Here is a 12,720-nt window from a genome sequence, read left to right as displayed (position 1 = left end):
AAGAAAAGAAGGTATTCTTTTATATGATAGCGGGGAATTTACGCTTAGTGAAGCTAAAGATTTACCTTGGAGCGAGATGAAAGAAATCGCTAAAGATTATTATGAAGAATGGTTTGATAAAGGTAAAAGTTTTTTAGATTGTAAAAATCCACTAGAAAAAGGATATTTAAATAAAGGTGCTTTTGAATTACATCAAGCTACCGAAAGTTTTTACAGTACTATTTTATTAGTTTTCTCAAATTACAAACCTAAATTACATAATTTGCAAAAATTAGGTAGTATGGTAGGAAATTATGTCAGTGAATTATGGGAAGTATTCCCTAAAGCAACTGCTGAACAAAAAGAGTGCTTTGAGCTTCATGAAAAAGCTTATGTTGATGCAAGATATGATAAAAACAATAAAATTACAAAAGAACAGCTGCTTTATCTTATTGAGAGAATAGAAAAACTTAAAGAAATCACCGAAAGAATCTGTACAGCAAGGATTAATCAGTAAATTATGGGCATTGTTGCATGGATACCCAAACCGTCATTGCGAGGAGCGAAGCGACGTGGCAATCCAGAAAAACAATTAAAAAAAATTCTGTAAATCAGAATTTTTTACTAGACTGCTTCACCAAAATTTTCAATTTTTCCTCGCAATGACGTTAATTTATTAACTATCCGCCTTTAGTTAGCAATACCCGCTTTCGGTTTATTTAAAATTTGATAAAATTATCTAAATATAGTATAGTATAGAACTTTTTATAATATTAAAAATTTTATGAGTAAAAAGCTTTATATTAAGACCTACGGCTGTCAGATGAATGTTTATGACTCCGTTAAGATGCAGGATTTGCTTTATCCTTTTGGTTATGAACCTACGGAAAATATTGAAGAAGCTGATGTTATTATCCTAAATACCTGTCATATCAGAGAGAAAGCAGCCGAGAAAACTTATTCAGAACTCGGTCGTATTAAGAAACTACAAGATACAAGAAAAAGACAAGGCTTAAACTCTGCAATAATAGTTGTGGCTGGCTGTGTTGCACAAGCGGAAGGGGAAGAGATTTTCTCAAGAACTCCTTATGTCGATATTGTTGTCGGTCCGCAATCTTATTATAACCTACCGGAATTAATCTCAAAAGTCGTTAGACACGAAAAACATTTAATCGATCTTGATTTTGTTGAAGAAGCGAAATTTGATAATTTACCGGAACAATTATATCCGCAAGGTGCTAGTAGCTTTATATCGGTGCAAGAAGGATGCGATAAATTTTGTACTTTCTGTGTGGTGCCTTATACAAGAGGAGCTGAATTTTCAAGGAACGTAGAGCAGGTCTATAGAGAAGCGTTAAAAGTAGTTAGCAGCGGTGTTAAAGAAATTACACTACTTGGGCAAAATGTTAATGCTTATCACGGTAAAGGACCTGATGATAAGATATTTACTCTAGCCGATTTACTGGGACATCTAGCACAAATCCCAAATTTAGAGAGATTGCGTTATATGACGTCGCACCCGATAGATATGGCTGATGATCTAATAAAACTGCACGGCACTGAACCTAAATTAATGCCGTTTTTACATCTTCCGGTGCAATCAGGTTCAAATAAAATATTAAAAGCCATGAACCGTAAGCATGATCGGGATTATTATTTTGATATAATTAATCGCTTAAGAGAGGCAAGACCCGATATAGTTTTATCTTCTGATTTTATTGTCGGTTTTCCCGGTGAAACTGATGAAGATTTTGAGGATACTTTAGATTTGGTCCGCCGAGTAAAATACGGCCAGTGTTATTCGTTCAAATATAGCCCTCGCCCGGGCACGCCTGGAGCAACTAGAACAGATCAAATACCAGAGTATATAAAATCAGAGAGATTAACTATATTGCAACAAGAACTCACTAGTCAGCAACTAGCTTTCAATGAAAGCTGTATTGGTAGTATTATGAAAGTTTTATTCGACCGCAACGGTAAATTCGATGATCAGATAACAGGCAAAACTCCATACATGCAGTCCGTATATATCCAGAACCCTAATAAATCTTTACTTGGTAAAATCATTGATGTAAAAATTACTAAGGCCGCAAGTAATAGCTTAAGCGGTGAGGTAATTTGATTATGTAATTTACGTATACTCCGAAGTAAAATGAAAAGTTGATAGACGAAGTTCAGCTTGGAAAAGAGCAAGGAGTCTGTAAGCCGAGGAGCGGAGCGTATACTAAATACGTGAGCACCCGAGGTCTTACAAAGACGACATAGCCAATTTTTCAAATTCAGCGAGTATATTACAAAAATAACAGTTGTAAATAATAGCATACTTATGTTATAACTTACAACATGATAAATAGACATATAACATCATTTGTAAAGCAGTCGTTAAAAGATTTTTCTGCAGTTCTTATTATTGGAGCTAGGCAAGTTGGTAAGTCTACAGTAGTAAAGCAATTATATGACGAAGGAATTTTTAAGTCATATATTACTTTAGACGATATCTCGCAATTAGAAGCAGCCACTGCCGATCCTCATGGGTTTATAAAAAATGCAATTTCTCCTCTTGCTATTGACGGGATTCAAAGAGCCCCGGATCTTTTAAAAGCTATAAAAAAGTCAACTGATGAAGATAAGAGGCCGGGACGTTTCCTCTTAACCGGATCGGCTAATATTTTTTCTTACCCGGGAGTATATGAAAGTTTAGCAGGACGTGTAGACGTAATACATCTTGAAGGGTTAAGTTTAGGAGAAATTTTAAATCAAAATAAACCTTCTTCTTTTATATTAGATATTTTTTCAGGGGTAACTATTCCTGAATTAAAAAACAAATGGACTAAAGAGTTAGAATATAAACCAACAATAACTAACCAATCTTTAAATGAATATATTTTCTATGGCGGATTTCCGGAAGTTATATTAAAAAAGCAAGAAAGATTTCGTGAACGTTGGTTTTCGTCTTATCAATCAGCCTATATTGAGCGAGATGTACGAAATATAAATAAATTTTTAGACGTTGTTTCCTTTGCTAAACTTTTTCGCTTGGTTGGCTTACAAAGCGGTAATTTATTAAATCAAAAGAATTTAAGTATTGAAATAGGGCTAGATCAAAGAACAATATCAAGATATTTAGAGATTTTAGAAACAACTTTTCAAGTAAATCAATTAGCGCCTTGGTTTAGTAATACACGTAAAAGATTAGTAAAAACTTCTAAAATTTATATGAATGATTCAGGTTATGCATCGTATTTAAACGGCATAACAACTCCTAACTTATTGTTAAATAGTCCTTATTACGGAACAATATTTGAAACATGGTTATGGGCGGAACTTAGGAAAATATTAACCCTAACTACGGGTATAGAGCAAGCATTTTATCGTACGCATCTAGGAAAAGAAGTTGATTTTCTTTTATATAAAGGCGATGTATTTTGTGGCATAGAGTGTAAGGCCACAGAAACTATTCAAAGCTGGCATTTTATGGGTCTTAAAGATTTATCAGAAGCATTAGCCCCACGAATTATGCATGGCATTATACTTTATAACGGTAATGAAATAATAAGTTTTTCCGATAAATTTCTTGCACTGCCTTTAAAGTGTATAATTTAAAATATTATCTATTAAATGTATAAATCTCTATTTTTTTGTTTAAAAATTTTTGCCGTACTTATTTTAGTAGGTTGCGGTATTACTGCTTATATAATATATCACTATTCACGTGATTTACCTGATTACTCGCAGCTTGCACGTTATTATCCTCCGTCGGTAACACGTATCTATTCTCATGACGGTAAATTAATGGAGGAGTACGCTTTTGAACGTCGTGTATTTGTACCGATTAATAGCATACCTAGTTCATTAATAGAAAGTTTTATTGCAGCCGAGGATAAGAATTTTTATAACCATCCGGGCGTTGATTTACTTGGAATAGCTAGAGCGGCATTTTTAAATATATCTAATTATTTACATCATAGGCGTATGGAAGGAGCGTCTACAATTACTCAGCAAGTGGTTAAAAATTTTCTGCTAACTAACGAAGTTTCTCTTGAACGTAAGATTAAAGAAGCGATTCTTTCTTATATGATTTCAAGAGTATTTACTAAGGATCAAATCTTAGAATTATATCTTAATCAAACATTCTTTGGTCGTGGTGCTTACGGTGTTGCGGCGGCTGCACAAAATTATTTTAATAAATCCGTAGAGGAACTTACCATTGCAGAATCAGCTTTTATTGCGGCACTTCCTAAAGCCCCTTCCGAACTTAATCCAGAGAGAAACTACGCTAGAGTAAAAGCTCGTCGTGATTATGTAATAGCACGTATGTTTGAAGATGGTTATATAACAAAAGATGCTGCGAAAGAAGCTATGAATAGTCCGATAGTTTTACGTAAACGAGCTAAAGAAGAAACTGTTACGGCAGATTATTATGCTGCACAGGTTAGAGAAGAAGTAATTAGAATGTTAAATAGTAAGGAAGAATTTTATACCGGAGGTCTTACTATTATCACTTCTTTGGATGCAGAGATGCAGCAATCAGCCGAAAATTCTCTAAGGAAAGGTCTAAGGGAATTTGATAGAAGACGTGGTTTTAGAAAGCCTATAGCTAATATTCCGCTTGATAATTGGCAAGAGGAGATAAAAAAACTACCGGCTCCCCCATCGCTTTTAGAGTATAAATTAGCTGTAGTTCTGGATGTGGCCGGTAATCATGCAGAGATTGGACTTATAGACGACAGTAAATCTAAGATTCCTATTGCTGAAATGAAATGGGCAAGAAGTAATCTTAAATCAGTGAAGACTTTGCTTAAAAAAGGCGATGTGATAGTGGTTGAACCTATAAAAGACGGCTATGCTCTTCGTCAAATTCCTGAAGTAAACGGAGCTATTATGGTTATGAACCCGAATACCGGACAGGTACTTGCAAGTGTTGGGGGATATGATTTTTCTACAAGTAAATTTGATAGAGTAACTCAAGCACTTCGTCAACCGGGTTCTTTGAGTAAAACCTTTGTTTATTTAGCAGCTCTTGAAAACGGTATTAAGCCGAATCAGATTTTTAACGATGGACCTATTGAGATTTCGCAAGGTCAGGGGATGCCTAGCTGGCGTCCTAAAAATTATGAGGGTAAGTTTTTAGGCGAAATCACTATGCGTACCGGTCTTGAAAAATCTCGTAATCTTATAACTGTAAGAGTTGCAACTGCCGTAGGACTTACAAAAATCGTTGATATAATTAAGCGATTCGGTATTAATAATGAACCAAAAAAAGTTTACTCTATGGTACTTGGTTCAATTGAAACCACACTTAGCAGAATGACTAATGCTTATGCAATTATTGCTAACGGCGGTAAAAAAGTTGAACCTCATTTTGTAGAATTAATTAAAGACCGTAACGGTAAAATTATTTATAGGCGAGATAATAGAGAATGTCTTTCTTGTAATGTTTCGGATAGCAATTTAGATACCGCAATATTAGAAATACCGAAAGAAGATATTTATAGAGTTACGGATGAAGCTAGCGATTATCAAATTACTTCGTTCTTAACCGGAGCAATAGATAGAGGAACAGGTTATGCTGCAAAGAAGTTAGGGAAAATTATCGGTGGAAAAACCGGTACTAGTAACGATAGTAAAGATACATGGTTTGTAGGCTTAACGCCAAAAATAGTAGTCGGCAGTTATGTGGGTTATGATACACCGAAAGAGCTTGGAAAAAGAGCAACAGGTTCAAACGTAGTATTGCCGATTTTTATTGATTTTATGAGTAATGCTTATAAGGATGAGCCATCACTGCCTTTTAAAGTTCCAGATTCAATTAAGCTAATCGCCGTAGATAGAGCAACCGGTAAAATTACGCCAAGTGGCACTGTTATAGAAGCATTTAAAGTCAATAACATTCAGATGCTTGAGAACGAAGATATGATCGATAATCGTGATAATAACGATATTTTTGATTATGTGCCGAGCAAAGAGGACCAATCGCAGGAGATTTATTAAATGTAGTTTAAGCCGATGTCATTCCCGCGTAGGCGGGAATCCAGTACTTTAAAGCTTTTTTTAATAAAGCTCGATTTATCTCGCTTTATGCTGGATTCCCGCCTACGCGGGAATGACATCGGTATTATGCAACAAAACCACCTATTTTTATTTTAACCTATGAAAAAAATTATTTTATATATAACTGCCCTAATATCACTTACTATACCTTTTATAACTAGAGCAGATTGCTTTTTAGTTAAAGAAAATGACAAATTTATTAAAGAGGATGGTGATTGCAAATCACGCTACGCCCCATGTTCCACATTTAAAATTGTCTTAAGCTTGATGGGTTACGATGATGGTTTTTAATTGATGAAACTCATCCGGAGTTACCTTTTAAAGAGAGATATGACGATTATCTTGAAGTTTGGAAGCAGTCGCATACGCCTAAAGACTGGATAAAAAACAGCTGTCTTTGGTATTCACGTCTTATTACTAAAGAATTAGGTTATGAAAAATTCCGTGATTATGTAACAAAATTTGATTATGGTAATCGTGATATTTCAGGAGATAAAGGAAAGAATAACAGTTTAACTAATTCATGGCTTTTTAGTTCTTTAGAAATTTCACCGGAAGAACAAATAGCTTTTCTTCAAAAACTTACGGAGAATAAATTGCCGGTAAGTGTTAAAGCCCAAGAAATGACTAAAAATATTATGTTTATTGAAGATTTTGCAGATGGGTGGAAGCTCTACGGCAAAACAGGTAGTGGAAATCGCCTTAATGAAGATAGAACTGTAAAGCTCAAAGATCGCCAAATAGGTTGGTTACAAAAAAATGACAGAAAAATTTTCTTTGTACGTTTTATTGAAGATAAAAAACACCATGACTCTTATGCAAGTCTACGTTCTAAAGAAGCAGCAAAAGAAAAGCTAAAAGAATTGATAAATAAAGAATTGAAATAAATTTCAATTTTTATTTTCGAGGAACAACCAATAGTGAATTTGCTATTGGTTGTTGATTAAAAAGCAAGAATCTAAGTTATCTATACAGGAGTACCTTCGTCTTCATAGGATACTCCGGTTATATCTACCGTAGTATGATCATTATGCTCTGTGCTGTTGTTAAGTAGAGGAGCGCTATGCTCTTCAGTATCGTTAGCAGCAAGTTTATTTTCAGCAGCTCTTTCAGCTTCAATTTCATCAATATATTGTTTTAATTTAGCTTTTTTTGCGTTTTTACTTCTAACGCAATACCAAGTTACTCCTGCACTTATTGCAACAACTATGGAGGCAGCTACAGCTGTACCAATGCCTATATATGTAGCTAAGGAATTATCGTTACCACTCTCATCAAACATATTTTCTTGAGGGTTATAAGTTGAATTGAAAGCAGTATTAGTAAGGTTTGCTACGGTGTTATTAATTAAATTTATTCTCTTTTCAGTCCAACTTTCAGTGTTATCGGAAAAGATTGATTCAGAAATTTCAGCAGTAGAATTTGTTATTGTATTATTAACTGCATTAGTCGCCATTTCAGATAAATATTCTGTTACGGACTCTGTCCATCCCTCGGTTGTGTTAATATCACTTGCTTGAGTAGTGGCAGATAATGAACTAATTGCGGTTTCAGTCAAATTTTTGATATCATCCGAAAAGGTTAATTCAGAAATTTTATCAGTAGCACTTGCTATTGTGCTATTAATTGTATTATTTGCTATTTCTTTCCAGCTTTCAGTATTATTGGGAGAGGTTAATATATCATGTATTGTATCATATAGATTTTGTAATGTATTTCCTTTAAATACCTCAAATATTTCACACCTATTATAATTTAGAGTCAGATAGTCTTCTATAGTATTATTTCTTGCTATATCAAGTATATACTCGGTAGTAGGATGCGGAATTTTAACCATTGTAAGATTTGAATAAACCCTATAAAAATCTTCTTTACATGCTTCAATTGTAGAATTATCAAATAGAAAAGAGAATTTTTCGTATTTTGTTAATATATAATCATTTATATCATTTCCACTAATAGTTGACATAATAATAGCTTGAGTATCACTTAATGCTTCTTTTATCGTGAAATTTCCTTGAAATATCAAATCTGCAGGATTTTTATTTAATAAAGTGATTCCTAAATGCCTAGCACTTAGATCATTATTCACTCTTGTCACATATTTTTCAGTAGTTTCGGTTATAAGATACTCTAGTGAGCCTAGGTAATATAGTATATTTTTTACCTCCCATTGTTGTTAGCCCATCGAAGCGTGCTCTGGTAGCTGTTAGTAAGTGTAATAGATAGTAATTCATTTTGCTGTTCCTTTGGATTTTTAAAATTGAAAGGCATAATAAGCAGCATTTATTTGAGAGTCAAGAAATTATTAATAAAATTAATAATTAAGATATAGTTGTTGTAATTAGGTAAAATTATATGAACTTCAATATTTCTTGAAGTATCTAAAGAAATGTTATAAAGTCAAAAAGTTCATAAAAATTTGAGGATATTATGCAAGTAGTAAAAGCTTTAGAACAAATTTTAGCAGATAGTTATGCTTTATATTTTAAAACACAGAATTATCACTGGAATGTAGAAGGAGCAGAGTTTAGAAGTCTACATTTATTATTTGAAGGACAATATAAAGATTTAGCTGAAAGCTTAGATGAACTTGCTGAAAGAGTGAGAAGTTTAGGCGCTAAAGTTCCCGCATTACCAAATTTAATAAAGCTTGCATCTATAGATGAGGCAAATCCAAACGTAACAACAAACGAAATGCTTAAAAGTCTAACAAAAGATCAAGATATTATTAGAGATACATTATATAAGGGACTCAAAGTAGCACAAGCAGAGGGCGATGAGGGGACAGCCGATATGATTATTGGACGGATTAAAGTACATGAAAAAAACAGATGGATGCTGAAGAGTAGTATACTCTAATCGTCATTGCGAGCGACTGCAAGAAGCGTGGCAATTTCATGAAGCAGTATTAGGATTGCTGAGATTGCCGCGTCGATGCTACGCATATCCTCGCAATAACGTTGATACTTATAATAACAAAACCAACAAAATAAAAATAAAATGGAACAATACGATGTAGCCGTTATAGGCGGTGGTCCTGGTGGGTATGTTACGGCAATTAGAGCAGCACAATTAAAGAAAAAAGTTGTATTAATAGAAAAAGAACATTTAGGAGGGGTGTGCCTTAATTGGGGATGTATACCGACTAAATCCCTGCTTAAATCCGCTGAGGTTTTTGAATATATAAAACATGCTAAAGATTATGGAATTGATGCTAAAGGTGCTGAAATCAATATTAAGAAAATAGTTGAACGTTCAAGAGAAATTTCAGGCAAGCTAGCGAGCGGGGTTAAATTGTTACTTAAGAAAAATAAAGTTACCGTGATAGACGGAGTAGCAAGCCTTGCAGGAAATAAGGTAATAAATATAAATGATAACCTTAAGGTAAAAGCAGATAATATTATTATAGCTACCGGAGCAAGGTCTAGAGTGTTAAAAGGTTTTGAGCCTGACGGTAAACAAATATGGACTTCAAAAGAAGCTATGATACCGCAGCATGTGCCAAAATCTATGATTATTGTCGGCTCAGGTGCAATAGGTATAGAATTCGCTTCATTTTATAATAGTATTGGTGTGGATGTTACCGTAATTGAGGCGCATAATAGAATATTACCTGCTGAAGATATGGAAATTGCCGGAATCGCTCATAAGAATTTTGAGAAAAAGGGAATAAAAATTATTACAAATGCTAAATTAATTAAGCAAACAAAATCAAAGGGCAGCATAGAAGTTGAGCTAGAGTTAGCGGGTAAGACACAAAAATTACAAGCTGAAATCTTGCTTATGGCAGTAGGTATTACGGCAAATACTGAAAATTTAGGACTAGAGAAAACCAAAGTTAAAGTAGAAAACAGCTATATAACTACTAATAGATTAATGCAAACTGCGGAGTCAGGAGTTTATGCTATAGGCGATGTGGCAGGAGTGCCTTGTTTAGCTCATAAAGCAAGCCATGAAGGTATTATTGCAGCGGAAAGCATAGCGGGCTTAAAACCCCATGCTATTAACAAACACAACATTCCAGGCTGCACTTATTCCTCACCGCAAATAGCAAGCGTTGGACTTACGGAAGAAGCAGCGAAAGCTTTAGGTTATGAATTAAAAATAGGTAGGTTCCCTTTTATAGCTAATGGCAAAGCTTTAGTAAGTGGTGATAGCGACGGCTTAATTAAAACTATATTTGATGCTAAGACGGGTGAGTTGCTCGGTGCTCATATGATAGGTTCGGAAGTTACGGAATTAATACAAGGATATGTGATTTCAAAAAATTTAGAAGGAACAGAGTTGGATTTAATTAATACTATCTTCCCACATCCGACTTTATCGGAAATGATGCACGAGACAGTACTCGCTGCTTATGATAGGGCAATACATGTATGAACAAAGATAATTTAATCGAGAATTATGCAGTGGCGTTATTTAATAACGCTATGGTTGATAATATACAAGATAAAATCTTTGAAGAAATTACCGCTATAAATCGTATAATTACCGATAATTTTGATATTAGAGAGTTCCTATTTTCTCCTATAGTAAATAAGAACGATAAAATTAATGTGGTTAATTCGTTAGTAAAACATACTAAATTTAACAAAATAGTGAATAATTTTTTATTGTTATTGGTAAAAAATTCTCGTACTGCTATTTTATCTAATATAGTAGATGCTTATAATACTTTACTATATGAAAGTAAAAACATAAAGATAGTTCAGGTTATTTCTGCAAATAAGTTACAACCTAAAGAGCAAGAGTGGATTAAATCTCGTATAGAAAAAGAATTAAATCAAAAAACAGAAATATTATTTGATATTGATAGTACTATTATCGGCGGCATTATAATTAAATATGATAGTATGTTGCAAGATTACTCGACTAAGGGTAGTTTAGATAAAATAGCTAAGAGTTTGAAGAAAGTCAGGATTGCTGCATAGGATCGATGTCATTCCTGCGAAAGCAGGAATCCAGCATAAAGCGAGATAACCCCCGCTTTTAGTTTCAAAAATTTGCTGTATTTATACTTTTTTNNNTGGATTCCTGCTTTCGCAGGAATGACATCGATCCTTAAACTAACACCTATGCGGGAGTAACGTACAAATATTAGTAGGAGACATAAAACCCATGAAACTAAAGCCTATTGAAGTAGCTGAAATATTACAAAAGGAAATAGCTAATATTAATTGCTTGAGTGAGCTTGAGGAAGTAGGGCAGGTAATTTCGGTCGGTGACGGTATAGCCAAAATTTACGGTCTTGCTAATGTAAAATCCGGTGAGGTAGTAGAATTTAAATCCGGTGTTAAGGGCCTTGTTTTAAATTTGGAGAATGATAGCGTCGGTGCTGTAATTATGGGCGACGATAATCAAGTACAGCAAGGCGATAATGTCAAAAGAACTAAAGAAGTTTTAGAAGTACCGATAGGAAAAGCTTTGCTTGGTCGTGTTGTTGATGCTCTTGGTAACCCTATTGACGGCAAAGGCGATATTGCAAGTAAAGAGTACAGACATATCGAGATGAAGGCTCCGGGAATAATAGAAAGAACGAGTGTAAGCGAACCTGTACAAACCGGAATAAAGGCTATAGATTCGTTAATTCCGATAGGTAGAGGGCAAAGAGAGTTAATAATCGGTGATAGACAAACCGGAAAAACGGCGATAGCGGTTGATACTATTATTAATCAAAAACAAGCTCACTCACTTACTAATGAAAGCGATAAAATTTATTGTATTTATGTAGCTATTGGGCAGAAAAGATCAAGTGTTGCACAGATAGTAAAAAAACTAGAAGATGCTGGAGCAATGGACTATACAATCGTTGTTTCGGCTACTGCTTCGGAAGCTGCAGCTCTTCAATTCATTGCCCCTTATTCTGCCTGTAGTATGGGCGAATATTTTCGTGATAACGGTATGCACACACTTATTATTTATGATGATTTAAGTAAGCATGCCGTCGCATACAGACAAATCTCATTACTTCTTAGAAGACCTCCCGGGCGAGAAGCCTATCCTGGTGACGTATTTTATCTGCATTCAAGATTGCTTGAGCGTGCTGCTAAAATGTCAGAGGAAAAAGGTAGCGGCTCACTTACTGCTCTTCCTATAATCGAGACGCAGGCAGGTGATGTATCTGCGTATATCCCAACAAATGTTATCTCAATTACCGACGGTCAAATTTTCCTAGAAAGTGAGCTATTTTATAAGGGCGTAAGACCGGCTGTTAATGTCGGTATTTCAGTAAGCCGTGTTGGTTCTGCAGCACAAATAAAGGCTATGAAGCAGGTAGCAGGTTCGGTAAAGCTAGAACTTGCTCAATTTAGAGAACTTGAGTCTTTCTCGCAATTTGGATCAGATCTAGACCCTGCCACTAAAGCACAAATCGATCACGGTAAAAGATTAGTTGAGATATTAAAACAAGCACAATATCATCCCTTTCCGGTAGAAGAGCAAATAGTAAGTATTTATGTCGGAACTAAGAAATATTTAAATGATGTGCCGCTTCAGAAAGTAAAAGAATTTGAAGAAGCAATGCTTGCTGAAATAAGGTTAAATAAAAAAGATATTTTAGAATCAATAAAAAACGAGCAACGTATAACCGAAGAAACCGAGCAGAAACTAAAAGTATTTTTAGCGAAGTTTGTTCAGGAATTTGTTAAATAATATGATGTTGTTTTTGTGTGGATACTAAATCGTCAT

General features: G+C 34.5%; 11 protein-coding genes and 1 pseudogene. 11 read left to right on the top strand and 1 reads right to left on the bottom strand.

Annotation, left to right across the window (positions count from 1 at the left end; genetic code table 11):
- The 7 genes and pseudogenes from KYQ89_RS04345 to KYQ89_RS04320 all read left to right on the top strand — a co-directional run.
- The coding region (locus tag KYQ89_RS04345; RefSeq protein WP_256621317.1) for a HEPN domain-containing protein at positions 1-496 on the top strand (496 nt) is incomplete at its 5' end.
- A 267-nt stretch (positions 497-763) separates the two neighbouring features.
- Entirely contained in the window at positions 764-2,101 is a 1,338-nt protein-coding gene (gene miaB, locus KYQ89_RS04340; protein ID WP_218460568.1) for a tRNA (N6-isopentenyl adenosine(37)-C2)-methylthiotransferase MiaB, read from the top strand.
- Positions 2,102-2,158: 57 nt separating this feature from the next.
- A pseudogene (locus KYQ89_RS08315) lies at positions 2,159-2,282 on the top strand (palindromic element RPE5 domain-containing protein).
- A 40-nt stretch (positions 2,283-2,322) separates the two neighbouring features.
- Positions 2,323-3,582 (top strand): ATP-binding protein, encoded by a 1,260-nt coding sequence (locus tag KYQ89_RS04330; protein WP_218460567.1) that lies wholly within the window; start codon positions 2,323-2,325, stop codon positions 3,580-3,582.
- 15 nt (positions 3,583-3,597) lie between these two features.
- Positions 3,598-5,970 carry a penicillin-binding protein 1A gene (locus KYQ89_RS04325; protein WP_218460566.1) on the top strand — a complete coding sequence of 791 codons (2,373 nt, stop codon included), beginning with the start codon at positions 3,598-3,600 and terminating at the stop codon, positions 5,968-5,970.
- Between the two features lie 159 nt (positions 5,971-6,129).
- Complete coding sequence (locus KYQ89_RS07845; RefSeq protein ID WP_256621314.1) at positions 6,130-6,321, top strand: hypothetical protein; 192 nt, start codon at positions 6,130-6,132, stop codon at positions 6,319-6,321.
- Positions 6,321-6,917, top strand: coding sequence for a penicillin-binding transpeptidase domain-containing protein (locus KYQ89_RS04320; protein ID WP_371920410.1), 597 nt, complete (start codon positions 6,321-6,323; stop codon positions 6,915-6,917). Before KYQ89_RS07845 ends, KYQ89_RS04320 begins: the two co-directional genes overlap by 1 nt.
- A gap of 80 nt (positions 6,918-6,997) precedes the next feature.
- Here the strand turns inward: KYQ89_RS04320 and KYQ89_RS07840 are convergent, their stop codons facing one another.
- A complete protein-coding gene (locus KYQ89_RS07840) occupies positions 6,998-8,122 on the bottom strand; it encodes a hypothetical protein (RefSeq protein WP_256621312.1) in 1,125 nt (374 codons plus the stop codon).
- 341 nt (positions 8,123-8,463) lie between these two features.
- Between KYQ89_RS07840 and KYQ89_RS04305 the strand changes: the two genes are divergently transcribed.
- The 4 genes from KYQ89_RS04305 to atpA all read left to right on the top strand — a co-directional run bounded on the left by KYQ89_RS04305 (position 8,464) and on the right by atpA (position 12,684).
- On the top strand, positions 8,464-8,892 hold the full coding sequence (locus KYQ89_RS04305) for a Dps family protein (RefSeq protein WP_218460565.1): 429 nt from the start codon (positions 8,464-8,466) through the stop codon (positions 8,890-8,892).
- A 141-nt stretch (positions 8,893-9,033) separates the two neighbouring features.
- Entirely contained in the window at positions 9,034-10,413 is a 1,380-nt protein-coding gene (gene lpdA, locus KYQ89_RS04300) for a dihydrolipoyl dehydrogenase (protein ID WP_218460564.1), read from the top strand.
- Positions 10,410-10,964, top strand: a complete 555-nt coding sequence (gene atpH, locus KYQ89_RS04295) for an ATP synthase F1 subunit delta (RefSeq protein ID WP_218460563.1) — start codon at positions 10,410-10,412, stop codon at positions 10,962-10,964. Before lpdA ends, atpH begins: the two co-directional genes overlap by 4 nt.
- Positions 10,965-11,151: 187 nt before the next feature.
- Positions 11,152-12,684: a F0F1 ATP synthase subunit alpha gene (gene atpA / locus KYQ89_RS04290; protein WP_218460562.1), complete on the top strand. Its 1,533-nt coding sequence runs from the start codon at positions 11,152-11,154 to the stop codon at positions 12,682-12,684.
- The last annotated feature ends 36 nt before the right edge of the window (positions 12,685-12,720 follow it).

Source organism: Rickettsia sp. TH2014 (assembly GCF_019249195.1).
Lineage (GTDB): Bacteria > Pseudomonadota > Alphaproteobacteria > Rickettsiales > Rickettsiaceae > Rickettsia > Rickettsia felis.
This window is presented reverse-complemented; position numbering and strand designations above follow the sequence as displayed.